Raw genomic sequence first — 22068 nt, forward strand, 5'->3', positions numbered from 1 at the left:
CGTCGCGAGGATCAGCAATGTGAGCGAACTCGCTCATCTTCCATTCACCACTTCCGGAGCAGGTTTGTAGCCGGTTACCGATCGTCCACCACTGTCGGCTCAAGTGCGGGTCGATAGGGGCCGGCAATGTATCAAGTTCTCTACTGTCTCACCGACGAGCATGACTGGCGACTGGTGGCCCTTGGGGGCGCGGTGTGCCTGCTCGCCAGCGCCGCGGCGATCAGCCTGTTTCAGCGCGCACGCGCGACGCACGGAGCCGGGCGCCTGGCCTGGATCGCCCTGGATGCGGCCGTGAGCGGATGCGGCATCTGGGCGACGCATTTCATCGCGATGCTGGCCTACGGCCCGGGAAGCGCCGGCGCCTACAACATCCCGGTGACAATTCTGTCGCTGATGCTTGCGATCTCCTTGACCTTCGTGGGCCTCAGCATCGCCGTGGCGTCCTCGCGCCCGGTGTGGATCGTCGTCGGCGGCGCCATCGTCGGCCTTGGTGTCGCGGCGATGCATTACACCGGCATGGCGGCGCTGGAGATGCCGGCACGGCTGGATTGGATCGGGAGCACGGTTGCCGCCTCGGTGCTGTTCGGCGTCGTCTTCGCAGCGCTCGCGCTGTTCGTCGCCGCGCGAGGTGACGGCATTCGGCATGCGCTGAGCGCGACTGCTCTGTTGACGCTCGCGATCGTTGCCCATCATTTCACCGCGATGGGCGCGGTGCTGTTGACGCCGGACCCGACGATCGCGATCAGCGGGCTCTCGGTCCCGCCGGCCTCGCTGTCGTTCCTGACTGCCAGCGCCGCCGTCGCGATCATCGCGATTGCGCTCGTGGCCGCGCTGCTCGACCGCCGCGCCGAGGGCGAACTGGGCCGCCAGCAGATCGTGCTCGACAGCGCGCTGGAGAACATGTCGCAGGGGCTGTGCATGTTCGACGCCGACGGCAAGATCATCCTGTTCAACGAGCGCTATGCCGCGATGCTCCGTCGAACCGACGTGCCGCTCACCGGCCGATTGCTGGTCGACGTGCTCAGGGAAGAGCAGGCCAAGGGCCAGTGGCAGGGCGATGCGGATGAATTCTTCGCCCGCCTCGTCGCCGATGCGCGCGAGGGCCGCACCACGACCGACGTCGTCAACCGGTTCGGCCGCTCCATCCGGGTCGTCAACCAGCCGATGCAGGGCGGCGGCTGGGTCGCGACCTTCGAGGACATCACCGAATGGCTGGAGGCGCAGGCCAAGATCTCGCACATGGCGCGCCATGATGCGCTGACCAGCCTGCCGAACCGGGTGCTGTTCCACGAACAGCTCGAGCAGGGGCTGCGCCAGACCAAGTCGGGCGACCAGCTCGCGGTGCTTTGCCTCGATCTCGATCACTTCAAGGACATCAACGACTCGCTCGGCCATCCCATCGGCGATGCGCTGCTCAAGGAGGTCGGCCGCAGGCTCGAGGCCACCGTCGGCGAACAGGACACCGTGGCGCGGCTCGGCGGCGACGAGTTCGCGGTGGTCCAGATCGGACGCTCCGAGGAGATCGCCGCGCGATCGCTTGCCGGACGCCTCGTCGAGGTGATCTCGGCGCCTTACCAGATCGACGACCATCAGATCGTGATCGGCGTCTCGATCGGCATCTCGCTGTCGCCGCAGGACGGCAGCCATCCGGACGAGCTGCTCAAGAACGCGGACCTTGCGCTCTACCGCGCCAAGGCGGATGGCCGCGGCACCTACCGCTTCTTCGACACCGGCATGGATGCGCGTGCGCAGGCGCGGCGCCTTCTGGAAATGGATCTGCGCGCGGCGCTGCAACGCGACGAGTTTGAAGTCTATTACCAGCCGATCCGCGAGGTCGCCAGTGGTCGCGTCGTCGCCTTCGAGGCGCTGCTGCGCTGGAACCATCCGCAGCGCGGACTGATCGCGCCCATCAGCTTCATCCCGCTGGCCGAGGAGACCGGGCTCATCGTTCAGCTCGGCGAGTTCGTGCTGCGCTCCGCCTGTGCCGACGCGGCCACCTGGCCCGACGATGTCGATGTCGCCGTCAATTTGTCGCCTGTGCAGTTCAAGAGCCCGAACCTAATCGCGGGTGTGACCGAGGCGTTGGCCGCCTCGGGACTTGGTGCGCGCCGCCTCGAGCTCGAGATCACCGAATCCGTTCTGCTCCAGAACAGCGAGGCGACGCTGACGACCTTGCACGAGCTGCGCGCCATGGGCGTGCGGATCTCGCTCGACGATTTCGGCACCGGCTATTCGTCGCTGAGTTATCTGCGCAGCTTCCCGTTCGACAAGATCAAGATCGACCGCTCCTTCGTGTCGGAGCTGGCGACGCGCGAGGATTCCATGGCGATCATTCGCGCCGTGACCGGCCTCGGCCGCAGCCTCGGCATCGTCACCACGGCAGAGGGCGTCGAGAACGACGCGCAGCTCGAGCTGCTCCGGCGCGAGGGCTGCACCCAGGCGCAGGGTTATCTGTTCAGCAAGCCGCGGCCCGCCTCGGATGTCGCGATCATGCTGGAACGGCCGCGGCTGCGCGCGTCGGCTTGAGAGGTCAGCTTCGGCGCAGCGCGAAATGCGCGCCGCAGAACGCCATCACGGCGCCGAGACACAGGGCCGCAAGCCCGGCGAGCACGCCCGAGACGGTCGGGATCGGGCTCGGCGCCGACGCCGCCTGACCCGCTCCCGCAAGCAGCAGCACGCCGACCGCGATTAGGAATTGCCGCATCCGCTGCGGGATCTGTCCGGAGACGGCGCTCTGCATCAGGCTCGCCGTGAAATAGCCGCCGGAGAAGCCGACGGTGGCGATCAGCCACCAGGCGATGGCGGCGCCCGCCGGAATGAACTCATGCGTGTCGGAGCGCCAGAGGCGGCCGAGATCGAGACCGTAGCGCGCGCCCAGCATGTGCACCGCGAGCGCCAGTAACACACCGGAGATCATCGCGGCGCCGAGAATCAGGCGGCGCGGAAAAAAGGTCGTCTCAGCCATGCCTCGCTTGTAGGATGGCCGGGGGCGATCGCGCAAGCCGATCGCCCAAGCGATCGCCCATGGGTTCGTTGACGACATGCCGGGAGCGGAAGCGGGTTCGACCACGAGCTATGCCTACAAGGCCTCGCTGATTGGCTCGGCGCATCGCTTCGAGTTGACGGAGCAGGGGCTGTCCTGGCACATCGCCGGCCGCTCCGGCCTGTGGCGCTATGACGAGATTTCGGCGATCCGGCTGTCGTTCCGCCCGGTGTCGATGCAGCAGCACCGCTTCCGCGCCGATATCAGCCGCGCCGGCGGCGGCCGCATCGCGATCCTGTCGACGAGCTGGCAGACCGCGGCGCTGATGGCGCCGCAGGACAACGGCTTTCGCGATTTCCTGATCGAGCTGCATGCGCGGATGGCCAAAGCCGGCAGCCGCGCCGAATTGACGGCGGGCCTCGGCCGCAAGACCTATGCGGCGGTGCTGGCATTCCTGGCCGTGCTCGCGGTGGTAATGGCGGGGCTGTTGATCCGCGCGCTTCTGACCGGCGAGCTCGCCGGCGTGCTGTTCATCCTCGGCTTCGCCGCGCTGTTCGCCTGGCAGGTCGGCGGCTTCGTGCGGCGCAACCGGCCGCAGAGCTACAGTTTCGATCGCGTGCCGGAGGCCCTCTTGCCTTAGGTGCAATCGGCCGCAATCAAACGTGACTTCGCGTCCCGCCGCGAGCGTCGCATCTTGTGGTCATGTCAGCCATGGATCGCAGCACCCGTCTGCCGACGGCAGACGAGATCGCCAGAATCAACCGCACGCATTTGATCGATACGCCGCTCCAGCCAGCCGACTTGCTGTTCGTGTTCGGCACCCGCGAGGACGCTGGCTTGCGTGCCGACACCGCCGCAAGGCTGTGGCGCGAAGGCCTGTTTCGCTGGTCGATTGTCAGCGGCGGTGTGACGCTGGGCTCGGAGCAATCCGAGTGCAGCATCATCAAGGCCGCGATGGTTGCGGCGAGCGTTCCGACGGACGTTATCCTGGAGGAGCACCGCGCGATGAACACCGGCGAGAACGTCATCTTCTCGCTTCCGATCATCGATGCGGCAATCGGGCTGCAGAATATCCGCAGCGTGATCTGTCTCGGCAACACCTGGACCGCGCGGCGCTACCCGATGACGCTGCATCGGCATTGGCCGGGGGTCGAGAAGATGCTGCTCACCGTCGACAGTTTCACGACACCGCGTGCGCTCTGGCATACCGACGCCGAATTTCGCCGCCGCATGCTGCACGAATGGGACAAGATCGAACCTTACAAGGCGAAGGGCTTTATCGCGGACTGGCCGGAGGTCTGAGCCCTACTCCGTCGAGTCGAAATCGTCCTCCTTGGTGCCGAGCAGCGAGGCGATGGTGCGCAGGCCGGAATCGAGCTGCTCGGGCGAGGGCGGGGCGAGCGCGAGCCGCACCGCATTCGGCGCATGACCGTGCGCGATCGCAAAGGTCGAGGACGGCGTCAGCGCGATGCCGCGCCTTGCTGCTGCGGCGACGAAGGTCTGCGAGCGCCAGTGCGGTGGCAGCGTCAGCCAGAGATGATACGAGCGCGGATCGGCGGCGAGCTGGTAGCCGGAAAGCAGCCGTGCGGCGGTCTGCTGTCGGCGCGCGGCATCGATGCGTTTCAGCCGGGTCAGCTCGGCGACGGTGCCGTCGGCCATCAGCCGCTGCCCGGCCGCGAGCGCATGGCCGGAGGCGATCCAGCCGCCGGTGCGCACCGCGCTCATCACACTTTCGCGCAGATGCGGCGGCGCGACGAGGATGCCGAGCGCGAGCCCCGGCGCGACCTTCTTGGACAGGCTGTCGAGCACGATGCAGCGGTGGGGCCCGAGCGCCGCCAGTGGCGTGTCGTCGGCGAGGAAGCCGTAGACGGCGTCCTCGATGATGGTGAGATCGAGCTTCTCGGCGACGCGCATGATGTCGGCGCGCCGCGTCGCGTTCATGGTGACGCCGAGCGGGTTCTGGATGATGGGCTGCAGATACAGCGCCGACAGATGCGCCTCGCGATGGGCCTTCTGGATGGCGTCGGGCCGCGCGCCGAACTCGTCCATGGGGATCGGGACCAGCGTCACACCGAGCCGCGCGGCGATGCTCTTGACGTAGGGATAGGTCAGCGCCTCGACGCCGCAGCGGCCGCCGGTGGGCACCAGCGCGGCAAGCGCGGCCGCGAGCGATTGCTTGCCGTTGGCGGTGAAGAAGATCTGCTCGGGCTGCGGCGAAAAATCCTTGCGTGCGAGATAGGCAGCGGCGGCAACGCGGGCGCTCTTGGTGCCGGTGCTGGTCGAAACGCGCAGCGCGGATTCCAGCGCGTCGATGCGCTCGAGCCCCGCGAGGCTCTTGGCGATCATCGCCCATTGCTGCGGCAATAGCGGGTAATTGACCTCGAGATTGATGCGCGCGTCGGCCGGCTCGCGCATGGTCTCGACTTCACGCCTGACGTCGCCGGAGATGAACGTGCCGCGCCCGACCTCGCCGACCACGAGGCCGCGGCGGAGCAATTCCGTATAAACCCGGCTCGCGGTCGAGACCGCGATGCCGCGGTCATAGGCAAAATTGCGCTGCGGCGGCAGCCGGTCGCCGGGTCTTAACGTGCCGTTAGTGATATCGGCCGCAATGGCATCGGCGAGCTTCACGTACTCGAACTTGGACATATTGCACCGAGAGCAATGTTTTGCTTGCTCCGAGGAGTGTACTGGAGCATTTAAGTTCCATCAAGTTCCGCGATTGGGCCGAGGAGAGCGAGAGCAATCCGACGGCAAATGAGGTGCAGGCGCCCACAAGCGTCCGCGCCAACGGCACCTGCATCGCCGCGCGGGACAATAGGCCGGAGAAGAAGAATGACCACGATCTCGCAAACTGCCGGGCGGACTTTACGCCCATCCTCATCGGGCGGATTTTTCAGTGCCCTAGCCCTGCGCCTCACCGCGCTGTTCGACCGCCTGGAGCGCCGCTCCGCCGTCAAGACCCTGAACGAGCTCGACGACCGCGCCCTGCGCGACATCGGCATCACGCGCAGCCAGATTGAGGATGCCGTGTACGGGCAGTTCAAGACGGAGCTGTCGCGGTATCTGTGATACTCGCGTGTCCCGGGCCGCGCTGCAGCGTGAAACGCTGCTGCGCAGAGCCGGGACCCAGCGGATCGCACTCGCTGACGCATGGGCCCGGCTCTGCAGCGCATCACTTCGTGCTGCGCAGCGTCCGGGGCACGGAAGCGCGAGTGTGGCACGCAGCTGCCTCTCCGTCATTGCGAGCGCAGCGAAGCAATCCAGGCTGTCGCCGCGGAAAGATGCTGGATGCTTCGCTGCGCTCGCAATGACGAAGTCTGCTGCCCTTCAATGCCTCACCACCAGCACCGAGCACTTGGCGTAGCGCACGACGTGGCCGGCGTTGGAGCCGAGGAAATAGGTGCGCATCGCCGGCCGGTGCGAGGTCATCACGATCAAGTCGGCCTTTATGTGCGCGGCTTCCTCCAGGATCTCGTGATAGATGCCGCCCTGGCGCACCACGCTGGAGATGCGGGAGGGCTCGATGCCGGATTCGCGGGCGACGATGGCGAGGGCCTCTTCCGAGGTCTGGCGCTGCTGCTCGTCGAAATCGGCCGGGACGTACTCGGCCAGCATCACCGGCGTCATCGGCAGCACGTTGAGCAGGCGCACGGTGCCGCTCCAGGTCTGCGACAAAGTCGCCGCGGTCGCGATCGCCGGCTTGGCGAGATCGGTGTCGGCGAGATCGATGGGCACGAGGATGGACTTGAACATCTGCGCCTCCCTGTGAACCAGGCTGAACCAACCGGTCGAGACGGCGCCCGCGCGTCTAGCCCGATCGAAGCAGCTTGGGGCTGACGAACAGCACCAGCTTGCCGCGGCGGTAGGCCACGTCATCCCAATCCTTGACGTCAAAGTCGAAGATCGCAAGCCCCGCTGTGGGCAGGTTGTCGCCGAGGGTCTTGGCGCCATCGGGATCGCCGCCGCCGATCAGCATGAGCGCGACCTCGTGCATGCCGGGATTGTGGCCGATCAGCAGCAGCCGCTTCGGATCGGCCGGGGCGGTTGCGGTGCGAATGGTGTCCAGGATCTGCGCGGGATCGGCGCCATAGAGTTCCGGCAGGACCTCGACCTGCGGCGCCGGGACGCGGTCCTTCATCGCCTCCCAGGCGATGTCCCAGGTCTGACGGGCCCGCACGGCGTGGGAGACCAATACGGTATCGGGGAAGGGCGGATGGGCCGCGATCCAGTCTCCCATCCGCGCGGCATCCTTGTGGCCGCGGTCGTCGAGCCGGCGGTCCTGGTCACGGCCGCTCGGTGCGTCGGTCTCGGTCTTGGCGTGACGCAGCAGCATCAAACGGCGCATGGCATTCTCGAATCGTTCCACGTCCAGGATAATCTACAGGCGCCGGTTGAGGACAAGGTGACAAGGGCCCGCACAGTCCTCTAAGAAAACTGCATGAGCGAGACTTTCACAAGCGTGTCCCAGGAAGAAGCCGGCTTTCGCGACCGCGTGCGGCTGTCGTTCGATCTCGATGCCGACATTTGTGTGATCGGGGCGGGCTTGGCCGGGCTTACCGTGGCGCTGGAGGCGGCCCGGCTCGGGGCCAGTGTCGCGGTGCTCGAGGGCCGGCATATTGGCTGGAACGCCTCCGGAAACCAGCTCGGCACCGTGATGCCGGGCTTTGCGCTGCCGCTCACGGACCTGATCGAGCGCATCGGCTTGGAGGACGCCCGCGAATTGTGGACCCTGTCGAAGCAGGGCGCCGAGTTCGTCCGGGCCAACGCCAGCGAAGAGAGCATGCCGGGGATCGGCCTCAGCGACGGCGTGCTGGAGGTCTCCAATGTCGATGCCGGCGACCGGCTGATCAGCCGGCTGCAGATGCTGAACGAGGATTTCGATACCGAGGTCGAAGGCTGGCAGGTCGACCGCGTGCGCGAGGCGCTCAAGTCCGATCATTACTTCCACGGCGTGTATTATCCGAAAGCGTTCCAGGTCGACGGCCGGAAATACGTGCACGGCCTTGCGGCGCTGGCACGGCGGGCAGGCGCCCGCATCTTCGAGGACACGCCGGTCGTCAGCATCGATCATTCCGGCATCCGCAAGCGCATCGTCACGCCCTCGGCGCGGCTGCGGGCGAGCCACATCGTGCTCGCCGGCAACATTCATCTCGGCGCCCCCTCCAAGCGCCTGTCGGAGACGTTGCTGCCGGTCTGGCGCTATGCCGGCGTGACCGCGCCGCTCGGCGAGCGCCTGCACGAGATCATCGCCTTCAAGGGATCGGTGATGGATTCCGACGGTGTCGATCATTTCCGGCTTGTCGACGGCGACCGGCTGATGTGGGAGAGCCCGGAGACCACCTGGGCCGCGCGTCCGCAGCGCTTCGCCGGCGACATCAAGCGGCGGATCCGGACGATCTTTCCCGAGCTCGGCAATGTCGAGATCACCGACATCTTCGGCGGCGCCACCGGCCAGACCGTGCACGGCATGCCGCAGATCGGCCAGCTGCGCAAAGGCTTGTGGGTGGCGAGCGGGTTCGGTCGCCAGGGCATGAACACCTCCGCCATGGCCGGACAGATGATCGCGCGCAGCATTTTGCGGGGCGATGAGCGCTGGAAGCTGTTCTCGCCGTTCGAACTGGTCTGGGCGGGCGGCGCCACGGGGCGCGTCGCCGGCCAGCTGGTCGGGATCTGGGGCAGGGCGAGCTCCGCCGCCGCAGGTGCGCTCGCCCGCTATCGCGAGCGCGCGAGGGTCAAGGACAGGCAACGCGAGGCCCGCCTCGCCGAAGCCAACCGCGCCGCCGGCACCGGTCCGCGCCGAGCGCCGCCCGGCGTGCGACCCCGACCGGCGCCACCGCCGAAAGCCGCGGTCGGCGCTGCGGAACCGGTCGTGCACGAGGACCGCGTCTCGCAATAAGTTGAGCGAAATTCCGCTCCGACGTGTAACTTCGGCCGGCAGAAGCCCGTATCTCAGGGCGTGGACTTCCCGCGCACGGAGAATGACATGCTTGACCGCCGCATCCTGCTCACGACTGTCGCCGGCCTGTTCGGCCTTTCCGCCTTGCGCTGGCTGAGAGGAACACCTGCCGAGGCCGGCGAGAAGGCCGCGCAAAAGTTCGAGATCACGAAGACGGAAGCCGAATGGCGCGCCCAGCTCACGCCGCAGCAATATGAGATCCTGCGCAATCACGGCACCGAGCGGCCCGGCTCCAGCCCGCTGCTGAAGGAGAAGCGCAAGGGCATCTTCGCCTGCGCCGGCTGCGACCTGCCGCTGTTTACGTCGGAGACCAAGTTCGAGAGCGGCACGGGCTGGCCGAGCTTCTATGCGCCGATCGAAGGCAATGTCGGCAAGACCGAGGACCGCAGCTACGGCATGGTCCGCACCGAGGTGCATTGCCGGCGCTGCGGCGGCCATCTCGGCCATGTCTTCGACGACGGCCCGAAGCCAACCGGATTGCGCTATTGCATCGACGGTTTCGGCTTGGTCTTCCACCCCGCGGCGGCGTCGGCGACGTAGGTTTCGCGGGAGTCATTCCGGTCCTGCGGACCGCTCCGGAACGACAGGATGCCCCGGCAATTGTTGCCGGTCCCGGCAAATGTGCCCCGGTCGTCAGAACGGGGCTTTTTCATTAAGTCATTGATTTCCTGAAGATATCCGCATTGGCATAGGCCTTGCGACGTCTCTTTCCGATTGCGGCCATGGTCGACCGGCCGCCGAGATCGGATTTGGAGACAAAGTTATGGGTATCTTCGATGCAATGAACACCTCGGTGGGTGGCCTGCAGGCGCAGTCCTTCGCGCTGCAGAACATTTCCGGCAACATCGCGAACTCATCCACCACCGGTTACAAGGGCATCGGCACCAGCTTCGTCGACCTCATCCCGGACTCCTCGGTCCCGAGCAAGCAGGTGGCAGGCGGCGTGCAGGCCAACGCCAAGGCCACCATCACGACGCAGGGCACGATCTCGTCCTCCAGCGTCGCCACCAACATGGCGATCACCGGCGACGGCTTCTTCTCGATCCAGAAGGCGAGTGGCGTCGTCGACAACGTGCCTGTCTTCACCGGGGTGACCTACTACACGCGGCGCGGCGACTTCCAACTCAATGCCAACGGCAACCTGGTCAACGGCGCCGGCTATTATTTGATGGGCGTCACCGTCGACCCGAAGACCGGCAACCCGACCGGCAGCGTGGCAAACGTCCTGCAATTCCAGAACAACTTCATTCCGGCGCAGGCGACCACCTCAATCCAGTACGCGGCGAACCTGCCGACCCAGCCGAACACGGTGGCGAAAACCACCGCCTCGACCGGCACATTGCTCGCGGCCGGCGGCCTGAACCCGTCCGATTTCGCCGCCAATCCGCTGCCGGTCGGCACGCCGCCGGCGCCCTATGCCAATGCGACCGTGTCAGGCGCGGCCGCAACCGGCAACATCCGCTCGGCCTATTCGTCGACGACGGCCACCGGTACGGTTGCGCTCCAGAACAATTCGTCCGCGGTCGCCTCGACGACCACATCGCTCGACAATACCGCCGGCACGCATCTCGCCTCCAGCATTCTGACCGCGTTGAGCGGCCAGACGTTGACCATCAACGGCAACACCATCACCTTCAACGGCGGCACCACGGTCTCGACCGTCGGCAGCAACACCACGATCGGTCTCGGTGCGGGTACGACGGCGACTGTGGCCGACATCCTGAACGCGATCCAGACCGCCGGCGGCGCCGGCGTCACCGCTTCGCTCTCGGTCAGCGGCAATATCCAGATCGCGACCGGCACCGGCACCGACGTCGCGATCGGCAGCGGCACGGCCGCGACCGCGCTCGGCATCAGCAGTGTGACGCGCGGTGGCAACGTGCTGTCCTCGCCTGCAATCTCCGGCGCGACGGTCCTGAGCGGCTCGGCCACCGCGGGCGGTGCCCAGGTGCTCACGTCGGGCTTTTCCCCCGGCGACACCATCACCGTCAACGGTCAGACACTGACCTTCATGGCCTCGGGCGCCTCGGGTGCGAACCAGATCAACGTCACCGACAACATCACGACCCTGCTCGGCAAGATCGACGCGCTCTCCGGCGCCTCGGGATCGTCGGTCAGCAGCGGCGGCGTGATCACGCTGAACACCGGCACCGTCTCCAACCTGACGGTCTCCAGCTCCAACAGCGCGGCCTTCTCCGCGCTCGGCTTCACCTCGACCATCACCAGGAATCGCGAGGGTGGCGGCACGGCCGGCACCGGCGGCGTGATCGGCAACGACATCGCCACCTTCACCAAGGAATCGATCAGCGGCGGCGCGGTGACCGCCTACAACGCCGCCGGTACGCCGGTGAACCTGCAATTGCGCTGGGCCAAGACCGACAGTGCCTCGCTGGGCGCGGGTCATTCCGACAGCTGGAACCTGTTCTACCAGACCGACCCGAACGCGACCGGCACGACGGTCGGATGGGTCAATACCGGCCAGACCTTCACCTTTGCCGCCGACGGCTCGCTGACCTCGCCGAGCGGCTCGGGCATCACCATCAACAACGTCACCGTCAGCGGCCAGTCGCTCGGCTCCGTCGCCTTCAACATCTCCTCCGGAGGCCTGACGCAATATGCCAGCACCAGCGGCGCGGTGACGATCAACACCATCACCCAGAACGGCTACGCCGCCGGTCAGCTCCGATCGGTCGCCGTCAACAACAACGGCGTGGTGGTCGGCACCTTCTCCAACGGCCAGAACCTCAACCTCGCGCAGGTGCAGCTGTCGCATTTCAACGGCACCAATTATCTGAAGGCGATGGACGGCGGCGCCTATGCCGCGACCGAACAATCGGGTGACGCCATCGACGGCGCTTCGGGCACCATCAGCGGCTCGTCGCTGGAGGGATCCAACACCGACATCGCCGACGAATTCACCAAGCTGATCGTGACCCAGCAGGCCTATTCGGCCAACACCAAGGTGATCACGACGGCAAACTCGATGGTGCAGGATCTCCTCAACGTGTTGCGCTGATCGGCGCGTGACGTAACAAAGGCGGGCCAGTGATATGGGTTTGAGTTCAGCCCTCGCCAGTGCGATGAGCGGTCTGCGTGCCAACCAGGCCGCGCTCTCGATCGTCTCCTCGAACGTCGCCAATGCGCAGACGCCGGGTTACGTCGTCCAGACGCCGAACCAGATCGAGGTCACCACCGGCGAGTTCGGCGCGACGGCGATGACGACCGGCGTCAGCCGCCTGCTCGACACCTACGTGCAGAACCAGCTACGGACCGAGACCGGCGGCGGCGGCTACGCCGACCAGATGGCCAACATCCTGAAGCAGCTTCAGAATGTCTACGGCACGCCCGGCAATTCCGGCACGCTCGAAAGCGCGCTGAACAAGTTCACCACGGCGCTGCAGGCGCTGTCGACCAGCTCGGGTGCGTCGTCGGCGCAGACCGTCGCGCTCGGCGCGGCCCAGGCGCTCGCGACGCAGCTCAACGTCACCACCAAGGGCATCCAGTCGCTGCGCTCCAACGTCGAACAGGATCTCAGCAATTCGGCGCAGGCCGCCAATGCGGCCATGAAGCAGATCGCCGACATCAACACCAGGCTCCAGGGCCTATCGGCCAACGATCCCTCGGCCGCAACGCTGATGGACCAGCGCGACCAAGCCATCAACACGCTGTCGAAATATGTCGACGTCCGCGTCACCACCGACAATTCGAACCAGGCCAACATCTACACCACGACCGGCATCCAGCTGGTCGGCGCCGGGCTCGCCTCGGAATTCTCCTTTGCCTCCGCCGGCGCGCTGTCGGCAACGTCGCTCTACAACATCGACCCTGCCAAGTCCGGCGTCGGCGCGTTCAACATCAAGCTCCCGAACGGCTCGCAAGTCGACGTCGTCGCCAACAACGTGGTGTCGTCCGGCCAGATCGCGGCCGACCTGAAGCTGCGCGACGACATTTTGGTGCAAGCGCAGAACCAGATCGACCAGCTCGCCGCCACGATGGCGAGCGCGCTGTCCGATAAGACCACGGCGGGCAGCACGGTCACCGGCCCGCCGGCCGGCTTCGATCTCGAGCTTGCCGGTGCGCTGCCGGGCAACACGGTCAACATCACCTATACGGACACGGCGACCAACACGCAGCGCCAGATCACGCTCGTCAACGTGACCGACCCCGCTGCGCTGCCGCTCCAGAACGCGACCAACGCCAACCCGATGCGAATCGGCGTCGACTTCGCCGGCGGCATAGGCGCGATCGCCTCTGCGCTGAACACCGCGCTGTCGGGCACGCATCTGTCGTTCTCCGCCGCCCCGTCGCCGGCGACCGCCACGACGCTGCGGGTGACCGACGACAACACCGGGCTTGCCAAGGTCGGTTCGGCCTCGACCACCAAGACGATCTCGTCGCTGACCTCGGGCAATCCGCAGCTGCCGCTGTTCACCGACGGCGGGCAGGCGCTCTACACCGGCGCAATCACGGCGTCGGGCTCGCAGATGACCGGTCTTGCCGGGCGCATCGCCGTGAACACGCAGCTCGTGACCGATCCGACCCGGATGTCGGTCTACAATACCTCGCCGGTGACGCCCGCAGGCGACACCACGCGTTCGGACTATCTCTACTCGCAGCTCACCAGTGCAGTGTTTTCCTATTCGCCGCAGAGCGGCCTCGGCTCGGCGAGCCAGCCTTTCACCGGCAGCGTCTCGAACTTCCTCCAGCAGTTCTTGAGCGTGCAGGCCAACGCCGCGACCCAGGCCACCCAGCTCCAGCAAGGCCAGAGCGTCGTGGTCTCGACGCTCCAGGCCAAGTTCGACTCGACCTCCAAGGTCAACCTGGACTCGGAGATGTCGAACCTGATCCAGCTTCAGAATGCCTATGCCGCCAACGCCCATGTCATGTCGGTGGTGCAGACCATGATGAACACGTTGATCCAGGCTCAATTGTAAACAGTAACAGGGCTCCGAAAGATGGCGATCAGCAGCATCAACTATTCTTCGTCGATCCTCGGCGCGCAGATCCGCAACATCAATCAGCAGCTCACCGATCTCTCGACGCAGCTCTCGACCGGCAAGCTGTCGCAGAACTATGCCGGCATGGGGACGAACGAGGGCTTTGCGATCGCCGGGCGCGCGCAGCTCTCCAACATCGCCGGCTATACCGACACGATCACCAACGTCAACGTCAGCATCAACCTCGCCAACACCGCGCTGCAATCGCTGACCAAGATCCGCAGCACGGTGCAGACCGGCTCGGCCTCTACCGCGCAGGACCTCAACGTCAACGGCCAGACGATTGCCCAGAACACCGCCGCCGCCCAGTTCGGCTCGATGGTCGGCGTTCTCAACACGCAGACCGGCAACCGCTATCTGTTCTCCGGAACGGCCGTCAACACCCAGTCAGTCGCCAATGCCGGCGACATCATCAACGGCACCACGACACAGGCCGGCTTCAAGACCGTCATGGCCGAGCGCCAGGCCGCGGACCTAGGGACCAGCGGCATGGGCCGCCTGGTGCAGACGCAGCCGACGGCAAGCTCCGTGCAGGTGTCGGAGGACGTCGCCGGATCGCCATTCGGCCTCAAGATCAAGGCGGTGTCCTCGACGCTGACAGGCGCGACCGTCACCGGCCCGAGCGGCTCGCCGGTGTCGTTCTCGGTCGATCTCAACGGCGTCAATCCGAACAACGGCGACAAGCTCAGCATTCAGTTCACCCTGCCGGACGGCACGACCGAGCAGATCGACCTGACGGCGTCCTCGGCAACGCCGACGCCGCTCGGCAGCTTCGCGATCGATGCGAGCACGCCCGTCAACCCGAACAATACTGCTGCGAATCTCAACACGGCGCTCAACACCGCGATTCAGAAGCTCGCCAACACCTCGCTGGTGGCGGCATCGGCGATCGTTGCGGGCGACAACTTCTTCAACACCGCGAGCTCTGCGATCGGCACCCCCGTCAACAACCAGACGGCGCCGGCGGCCCCGGTCACCGGCGCGACGGCGCTATCGGGCGCGAGCCCCTCGGACTCGATCTCGCCGGGCTTCGTCGCAGGCGATACCATCACCGTCAACGGGACCACGCTGACCTTCGTGGCCTCGGGCGCGACCGGCAACCAGCTCAATGTCACCGACAGCATCCAGACCCTGCTGAGCAAGGTCGACGCGATCACCGGGACCTCGAAGCCTTCGACGGTCCATGGCGGCTCGGTCACGATCAACACCGACGATGCGGCGAGCCTCAACATCACGACGTCGAACACCGGCGCGCTGAGCGCGCTCGGGTTCAGCTCGACGCCGGTGACCGCCACGCAGCCGCCGCTGCGCGTCGGCTCCTCGCCTGCGAGCTCGGCGACCACGCTGGTGAACGGCTCGGCCAATACGGTGAAATGGTATTTGGGCAATGACGGGCCCGGCTCGGCGCGCTCGACCGCGATGGCGCGGGTCGACGATGCCGTGACGGTGCAGTACGGCGCCCAGGCGAATGAGGATGCGATCCGCCGGCAATTGCAGGCGATCGCGGTGTTCGGCACCTTCTCGACCTCGCCGACCGGGCAATACTCGGGCGGGCAGGTCTCGGCGCTCAGCCTGCGCACGACCCAGGCGCTGACCCAGCAGCCCGGACAGCAGCGCATCGAGGACATCCAGACCGACATCGCGATGGCCCAGAACACGATGAAGGACGCGAGCACGCGCCAGACCCAGGCCAAGGCGCAGCTCCAGACCATCATTGACCAGGCGGAATCGGCTTCGCCCGACCAGGTCGCGAGCGAGATCCTGGCGCTGCAGAACGCCTTGCAGGCGTCCTACCAGGTGACCTCGAACCTGGCGCAGCTCTCGCTCGTCAAGTTCCTGTAAGGAGGCGTTAAGACGCCGTTAACCATGCCTGTTTACCTCTTGGTGAGGATTGCAAGCGGGGGCGGAGCGGTCGATGTCGGACAAGTTGCAGCTGGTGGTGGCGACGCCTTGCTTCGGCGGGCAGGTGTCGAGCATCTATGCGAGCTCGATCTTCGCGCTGCAGCGGGCCGTGCACGGCATGTCCAATCTTGAGCTCAAGGTGCTCCTGCGCGACGGCGACGCGCTGATCACCCGTGCGCGGGCCAACCTTGCCGCGATGTTCCTGGACGATCCGAAGGCGACGCATTTCCTGTTCATCGATGCCGATATCGGCTTCAAGCCGGAGCAGGTGTTCCGCCTGATCGAATGCGGCGCGGACGTCGTCGCCGGCTGCTATCCGATCAAGCGGGTCAACTGGGACAAGGCCGCGCGGGCGATCCAGTCGGGTCGGGCCGACGTGCCGGCCGCCTCGCTCGACTACGTGCTCGAGATCGAGGATCCCGACCGCATCGTGGTGGTCAACGGATTCACCCGCGTGCGCTATGCCGGCACCGGCTTCCTGATGATCCGGCGTCACGTGCTGGAGGCGATGTGCCGCCACTCCGACTACGCGAACCTCCAGTTCTTCCGCGAGCATTCCCATGATGCGCTGGCGGCGAGCCGGAACCGGTTCGCGCTGTTCGAATGCATGATCGATCCGGCGACCGGCACCTATCTGTCCGAGGACTTCGCCTTCTGCAAGCGCTGGACCGATATCGGCGGCGAGATCTGGGCCGACATCCAGAGCCCGCTCGACCACGTCGGGCCGTCGGTGTTCCATGGCGACATCGCCTCGCAATTCGCAGCTGCGCCTGCGGCGGCCGATGCCGCGGCGTGAGCCTTTCGGGATGAGCGGCGGCCCATCCCCTCGGCCCGAGATGCAACGCGCCGCCGACGGCGGCTCGCGTTATCGCCTGCGCGACCTCTTCACGCCGCTCGACACGCTGCTCGTTTCCGGCGGAGATCCGCGCCTGGCGCTCGATCCCACCGGCCGCGCCAACGCCTATGGCTGCCCGGCTTCGCCGGAGCCGGAGGTGTGGAATTTCGCCTCCTCGACCGCGTCGACGATCTCGCAGGCGGCCTATGACCGCGCCGCGCTGGCGCGTGAAGAGCTGATGCACAAATGCCTGCTCGACGAGGTCGAGCTCGCTTTCGATGCACGCTGCGAGGACATGCGCCACGAGCTGCGCGGTCATCTCCAGCTCTCGCCGCGCGTCGACGTGGTGTTCTCGCCGTCCGGCACGGACTCCCAGCTCCACGCTCTGTTCCTGGCGCGCACGATGCTCGGCGCGCGGCCGGTGACGATCGTGGTCGGCGCCGACCAGACCGGCAGCGGCACGGCCCATACCGCGCGTGGACATCATTTCAGCACCCTAACGGCGAGCGGCTTTGCGGTTCGCAGGGACGGCGCGGTCGCGGGGCTCGCCGGCGCCGGCATCTCGCTGCCGTTGCGCGCGCCGGGGGCCGGGATCGCGATGCGCACGGATGCCGATGAAGCGGTGCTGCATGCGGTCGAGGCCACGATCGCACAAGGCGCGCCCGTGTTGCTCCAGATCATGGATTCCTCGAAGCTCGGATGGCGTGCGCCGAGCGCGGCCTGCCTCGACGAGATCGCGCGGCGCTGGCCGCGCAAGGTCCAGATCGTCGTCGACGCCTGCCAGGCCCGGCTCGGTCGCCGGCGGCTGCGCTCCTATCTCGACCGCGGCTATATGGTGCTGATCACCGGCTCCAAATTCTTCGGCGGACCTGCCTTCAGCGGTGCACTGCTGGTGCCGAAAGGCCTGTCGCGGTCGCTCGATCGCGTCGAGGGGATCGCATCTGGAATCCTTGATTACGCCGGACGCTGCGATTGGCCGATGGCCTGGACGGTGCTGCGTTCGCGCTTCGAGCGCCGTCCGAATTTCGGTCAATGGCTGCGCTGGGAGGCGGCGCTGACCGAGATCGGCAGCTACTATGGCGTGCCCGGGGCCTTCCGCGCCGGGATGCTCGCCGAACTCGCTGCCGGCATCGACAGCATGATCGCATTGTCGCCGTCGTTGCGCGCTGTTTCGGCCGCGACCCACGCGGCCGGCATCGACGACGAGGAATTCGTGCAGCCGACCATCTTTCCGTTCACGCTGCTGCGCGACGGCAAGCCGGTTTGTGTTGCCGAGACCGCTTCTGTTCATCGCGCGTTGGCGCGTGATGTCAGCCAAGAGATCAACGGCAGCACGGAGGACCGTCAGGTCGCCGCGCAGCGCTGCCTGATTGGCCAGCCGGTGCGGCTGGAGTGGCAGGACGAGACGCCGCAGGCCGTGCTGCGCCTCTGCGTCGGCGCGCGGCTCGTGGCTGAGGCCTGGTCGCCGGACAGGGCGGAGGCGCAGCGCAACGTGCAGCACCTTCTCGACCAGATCGCCCACGTCCTGGTGAAGATCGAGCTGCTGCTCGCCGGTGGCGCAGCGGCCGTGCCGGTAAAGTCCGCGTTCGAGGTGTGAGATGCAGCATCCGGTTTCCCCGCCGATCGGCCTGACCGCGGCGAACTCTGCCGACCGCATCGGCTTTGCGCAGCTGACGCGCCGGGCCTTCGAAGGCGTCGATCTGCATCCGTTGCGCGATCAGCTCGTCGCGCGCATCGCGGCGGGGACCGCGCTGGCGGGCGAGGGGCTGGACCTGTCGTTGATCACCCAGCTGCTGGGTGACAAGGATCGGGGGCTTGCGATCCAGTCCGAGGTGCTGGCCTTCCATCAATTGTTCCGAACGCCCGGCGCAGGCCCGAAGCCGGGCTTGCGCCTGCTCGCGCTTGCAGCCGACATCGACATGGGCGGTAACACGCCGATTGATTTCCTGCTCGAGGGCTCCGATGTCGAGCTGTTGACTCTCTACGTGATCAAGGGCGTCGGTTTGCCCGAGACCTTGCCGGAGCACGACGTGGCCATCGTGGTCGCGTCCGATTCCGAGGAATGCCGTGAGGCGCTTGCGCTGATCGAAGGGGCCGCGCCGCACTGGCCGCGGCCGCTGCTCAATCGCCCCGATCGCATCGGCAATCTCGATCGCGACAAGCTGTATCGGCTGCTGATGGACGTGCCCGGCCTCGACATTCCCGCGACCATCCACGCAACGCGCGCGCAATTGTCGGACCTCGCGCAGGCGCGGATCGCATGCGAGGACATCGCAGGCGAATTGCACTTTCCGATGATCGCGCGGCCGCGCGGCTCGCATGCCGGCGTCGGGCTCGCGAAGCTCGACGATGCGGCGGCTCTGGCAGCCTATCTCGCCGAACGGAAGGAGCAGGACTTCTTCGTCGCACGCTTCGTCGATTATGTGAGCCCCGACGGGCTCTACCGCAAGTATCGCCTCGCCATGGTCGACGGCAAGCCGTACGCGTGCCACATGGCGATCGCCGACCGTTGGGACATCTGGTATCTCAACGCCTACATGGCCTTCAGCGAGGAGAAGCGGGCCGAGGAAGCCGTCTTCATGCGCGACTTCGATCATGCTTTCGGCGAGCGCCACAGAAACGCGATCGAAGAGATGAGCCGGCGCGTCGGCCTCGATTATTTCATCGTCGATTGCGCCGAGAACGCGAACGGCGAGCTTCTTGTGTTCGAGGCCGACAACACCGCCGTCGTGCACAACATGGATTCGCCGGTCGTGTTTCCGTACAAGCCGCCGCAGATGCGCAAGATCTTTTCCGCGTTCACGGCGATGCTGTTGCGGCATGCGAAGACGGGCGCGGAGAGCGCAGCATGAACGAGATCATCCGCAATACGCAAAGCTCCGTCGCGAATACCCCGCTAGATCCGCAGGACTGGAGCGAGTTTCGCGCGCTGGCCCACCGCATGCTGGACGAGACGATCGGCGGCATTGCCAACGTTCGGGCGCGCCCCGTCTGGCGGCCGATTCCCGATGACGTGCGCGCGGCCTTCAGGGCGGACGTGCCGCGCGAGGCGAGCGACCTCGCGGAGGTCTATCGCGAATTCTCCGAGCATGTTGCGCCCTATGCGACCGGCAACGTCCATCCCGGCTTCATGGGCTGGGTGCACGGCGGCGGCACCGCCGTCGGCATGCTCGCAGAGATGCTCGCCGCTGGCCTCAACGCCAATCTCGGCGGACGCGACCACATGCCGATCGAGGTGGAGCGACAGATCGTCGACTGGATGCGCCGCCTGTTCCTCTTTCCCGAGAGCGCAAGCGGCATCTTCGTCACGGGCACGTCGATGGCCAATCTGATGGCCGTGCTGGTGGCGCGCACCACCGCGCTCGGCACGCTGGCGCGGCAGCACGGCATCGGCAATGACGGTGCGCTGCTCACGGCCTATACGTCGCAGGCAGCGCATGGCTGCATCTCGAGGGCGATGGACATTGCCGGGCTCGGCACCGATGCACTGCGCAAGATCGCAGTCGATGCCGATCATCGCATCGACGTTGCCGCATTGCGCGCACAGATCGCCGTCGATCGCGAGGTCGGCTTCAAGCCTTTCCTAGTGGTCGCATCCGCCGGTACGGTCGATATCGGGGCGATCGACGACCTCAGGGCGATCGCTGCGTTGTGCCGCGAGGAAGGAATCTGGTTTCACGTCGACGGCGCTTTCGGTGCGCTCGCAATCCTGTCGCCGGAGCTTGCGCCGCTGCTCGGCGGCATCGAGCTTGCGGATTCAATCGCACTCGACTTCCACAAATGGGGGCAGGTGCCGTATGACGCTGGCTTCCTGCTGGTGCGCGACGGCGAGCAGCATCGGCAGGCCTTCGCGCAGCCGGCGGCCTATCTGAGCCGCGAGGCGAGGGGGCTTGCGGCGGGCGCGGTCTGGCCCTGCGATCTCGGCCCTGATCTGTCGCGCGGCTTTCGTGCGCTGAAGACGTGGTTCACGCTGAAGACGTTCGGCACCGACCGGCTGGGCCGGGCAATCGCACGAAGCTGCGCGCTCGCCAAGTATCTGGAGGCGCGTGTGCTGGCCGAACCACGGCTGGAATTGCTGGCACCGGTCAATCTCAACATCGTCTGCTTCCGCTATCGCAGCGGCGATGCGGTCAATCGCGAGATCGTCGCCGACGTCCAGGAGTCCGGCATCGCTGCGCCATCGAGCACGACACTGGACGGAAAGTTCGCGATCCGCGCCGCGATCGTCAATCACCGCACCGAGGAGGCGGACATCGATGCGCTGATCGCAGCCGTGCTGCAGTTCGGTGGACAGCGGAGCGGCGGAGTGATCGAGGTCGACGCGCCACCGCTCGTAGCGCAATAACTTGACGAACGTCTGAAACGACAACGGCCCCGGAGGCGATCCGGGGCCGTTGTCGTTGGCGCGAACGCCTGTATCAGGCGGCGGTGCTGACGTCGTCCTTGTCGGCTGCCGCCTTGGGATGAGTGGCCTCGAACTGGTTGCGCAGCTTCTCTTCATAGGCGATCAGCTTGCGGGCTTCCTTCAGCGCCCGATAGAGGTCGCCGTTCAGGATGTTGTTGTTGATGCCTTCGATGATCGGCCAGGAGCTCGGCACCGCGGTGACGATGTCCCGCACCAGGTTGAAATAGGTGCCGTGCTGGGTCTGCGGATCCGGGGAGATGTACATGAGCTGGACCGCCAGATAGACGAGCTTGGCGGGTGTGTCGGCGGTCTCCGGCGTGAGGATGTCGCGCTCGCGCAGGATCGGCACGTTCTCGCCATCGATCAGGAGGCGGGCCCGCTGGTCCGTGTTGGTGATCACGGAATTGCCGACGATGATGCGTTCGTGCGGTTTGAGCTCGACTTTGAGGGCCATTCCTGTTCTCCATCAACGCTTTCGTAACCGAGCGTTCGTTGCGGCCTATCAGGACGTGATTCTCGCTCGCAACTAGTTAACGAGCTGTAAATTTGAGCCATCTCCGCCAAAAAGCTCAATGCTTTCAAGGACAGGATTGGCGCGGTGGTGCTGCTAGGCGCGTCGCTTCCGAGGCCGAATCACGTGTGACCGGGCAAAAGCGCGGGTTTCATTTCATGTTTCGTTAGAGGTCTCGGCGGCACGGTCCGCCGTCGCTGGGTCCATCGCGATCCAAGCAGACGTGTAACAGTAGCGTCGTTTACCAGAAAGGTAACAGAGTCATGTCAGGCATCGTCCTCTCCGCATCGGTTCGTCAGAACCTGCTCTCCCTCCAGTCCACCGCTGATCTTCTCGCCACCACGCAGAACCGTCTGTCGACCGGCAAGAGCGTCAACTCGGCCCTGGACAATCCCACCAACTTCTTCACGGCCCAGTCGCTCGACAACCGCGCCAGCGACATCAACAACCTGCTCGACGGCATCGCCAACGGCGTG

At 66.1% G+C, this 22068-nt stretch carries 18 protein-coding genes and 1 pseudogene; 14 read left to right on the forward strand and 5 right to left on the reverse strand.

Going from position 1 to position 22068, the window contains the following annotated elements; translation table 11 throughout:
* Positions 1-126: 126 nt before the first annotated feature.
* Complete coding sequence (locus tag I6F36_RS34895; protein ID WP_225173013.1) at positions 127-2526, forward strand: EAL domain-containing protein; 2400 nt, start codon at positions 127-129, stop codon at positions 2524-2526.
* Positions 2527-2530: 4 nt separating this feature from the next.
* On the opposite strand, the gene I6F36_RS34900 is transcribed toward I6F36_RS34895, so the two are convergent.
* On the reverse strand, positions 2531-2965 hold the full coding sequence (locus tag I6F36_RS34900; protein WP_036015623.1) for a hypothetical protein: 435 nt from the start codon (positions 2963-2965) through the stop codon (positions 2531-2533).
* 76 nt (positions 2966-3041) lie between these two features.
* On the opposite strand from I6F36_RS34900, the gene I6F36_RS34905 reads away from it, so the two are divergent.
* Together I6F36_RS34905 and I6F36_RS34910 are read left to right on the forward strand one after the other, a co-directional pair.
* Complete coding sequence (locus I6F36_RS34905; RefSeq protein ID WP_225135910.1) at positions 3042-3623, forward strand: hypothetical protein; 582 nt, start codon at positions 3042-3044, stop codon at positions 3621-3623.
* 62 nt (positions 3624-3685) lie between these two features.
* A complete protein-coding gene (locus I6F36_RS34910) occupies positions 3686-4285 on the forward strand; it encodes a YdcF family protein (RefSeq protein WP_225135912.1) in 600 nt (199 codons plus the stop codon).
* A gap of 3 nt (positions 4286-4288) precedes the next feature.
* On the opposite strand, the gene I6F36_RS34915 is transcribed toward I6F36_RS34910, so the two are convergent.
* Complete coding sequence (locus I6F36_RS34915) at positions 4289-5632, reverse strand: PLP-dependent aminotransferase family protein (RefSeq protein ID WP_057028781.1); 1344 nt, start codon at positions 5630-5632, stop codon at positions 4289-4291.
* A gap of 186 nt (positions 5633-5818) precedes the next feature.
* On the opposite strand from I6F36_RS34915, the gene I6F36_RS34920 reads away from it, so the two are divergent.
* Complete coding sequence (locus I6F36_RS34920) at positions 5819-6055, forward strand: DUF1127 domain-containing protein (protein ID WP_036015631.1); 237 nt, start codon at positions 5819-5821, stop codon at positions 6053-6055.
* Between the two features lie 258 nt (positions 6056-6313).
* Here the strand turns inward: I6F36_RS34920 and I6F36_RS34925 are convergent, their stop codons facing one another.
* Both I6F36_RS34925 and I6F36_RS34930 read right to left on the reverse strand, forming a co-directional pair.
* A complete protein-coding gene (locus I6F36_RS34925; RefSeq protein ID WP_036030185.1) occupies positions 6314-6739 on the reverse strand; it encodes a universal stress protein in 426 nt (141 codons plus the stop codon).
* Between the two features lie 55 nt (positions 6740-6794).
* Positions 6795-7331, reverse strand: coding sequence for a histidine phosphatase family protein (locus I6F36_RS34930; protein ID WP_036015636.1), 537 nt, complete (start codon positions 7329-7331; stop codon positions 6795-6797).
* 93 nt (positions 7332-7424) lie between these two features.
* Here I6F36_RS34930 and I6F36_RS34935 point away from each other — a divergent pair, with 93 nt between their 5' ends.
* The 9 genes from I6F36_RS34935 to I6F36_RS34975 all read left to right on the forward strand — a co-directional run bounded on the left by I6F36_RS34935 (position 7425) and on the right by I6F36_RS34975 (position 21021).
* Positions 7425-8882: an FAD-binding oxidoreductase gene (locus I6F36_RS34935; protein ID WP_036030182.1), complete on the forward strand. Its 1458-nt coding sequence runs from the start codon at positions 7425-7427 to the stop codon at positions 8880-8882.
* Between the two features lie 87 nt (positions 8883-8969).
* A complete protein-coding gene (gene msrB, locus I6F36_RS34940) occupies positions 8970-9482 on the forward strand; it encodes a peptide-methionine (R)-S-oxide reductase MsrB (RefSeq protein WP_036015643.1) in 513 nt (170 codons plus the stop codon).
* A gap of 223 nt (positions 9483-9705) precedes the next feature.
* On the forward strand, positions 9706-11958 hold the full coding sequence (locus I6F36_RS34945; RefSeq protein WP_036046246.1) for a flagellar hook-basal body complex protein: 2253 nt from the start codon (positions 9706-9708) through the stop codon (positions 11956-11958).
* A gap of 34 nt (positions 11959-11992) precedes the next feature.
* A complete protein-coding gene (gene flgK / locus I6F36_RS34950; protein WP_225135917.1) occupies positions 11993-13876 on the forward strand; it encodes a flagellar hook-associated protein FlgK in 1884 nt (627 codons plus the stop codon).
* A gap of 21 nt (positions 13877-13897) precedes the next feature.
* A complete protein-coding gene (locus I6F36_RS34955) occupies positions 13898-15781 on the forward strand; it encodes a flagellar protein (protein ID WP_225173014.1) in 1884 nt (627 codons plus the stop codon).
* A 73-nt stretch (positions 15782-15854) separates the two neighbouring features.
* Complete coding sequence (locus I6F36_RS34960; RefSeq protein WP_225135922.1) at positions 15855-16637, forward strand: hypothetical protein; 783 nt, start codon at positions 15855-15857, stop codon at positions 16635-16637.
* Positions 16638-16647: 10 nt separating this feature from the next.
* Entirely contained in the window at positions 16648-18273 is a 1626-nt protein-coding gene (locus tag I6F36_RS34965; RefSeq protein WP_036015665.1) for a hypothetical protein, read from the forward strand.
* Position 18274: 1 nt separating this feature from the next.
* Complete coding sequence (locus I6F36_RS34970; protein WP_225135924.1) at positions 18275-19528, forward strand: RimK family alpha-L-glutamate ligase; 1254 nt, start codon at positions 18275-18277, stop codon at positions 19526-19528.
* Positions 19525-21021 carry an aspartate aminotransferase family protein gene (locus I6F36_RS34975; protein ID WP_225135927.1) on the forward strand — a complete coding sequence of 499 codons (1497 nt, stop codon included), beginning with the start codon at positions 19525-19527 and terminating at the stop codon, positions 21019-21021. The genes I6F36_RS34970 and I6F36_RS34975 overlap by 4 nt, the downstream gene beginning before the upstream one ends.
* A 73-nt stretch (positions 21022-21094) precedes the next feature.
* Here the strand turns inward: I6F36_RS34975 and flbT are convergent, their stop codons facing one another.
* Positions 21095-21535, reverse strand: a complete 441-nt coding sequence (gene flbT / locus I6F36_RS34980; protein WP_036015664.1) for a flagellar biosynthesis repressor FlbT — start codon at positions 21533-21535, stop codon at positions 21095-21097.
* Positions 21536-21855: 320 nt separating this feature from the next.
* Between flbT and I6F36_RS34985 the strand changes: the two are divergent.
* A pseudogene (locus I6F36_RS34985) lies at positions 21856-22068 on the forward strand (flagellar protein); the annotation flags it as partial.

This window comes from Bradyrhizobium sp. BRP19 (genome assembly GCF_020194195.1).
Lineage (GTDB): Bacteria > Pseudomonadota > Alphaproteobacteria > Rhizobiales > Xanthobacteraceae > Bradyrhizobium > Bradyrhizobium yuanmingense.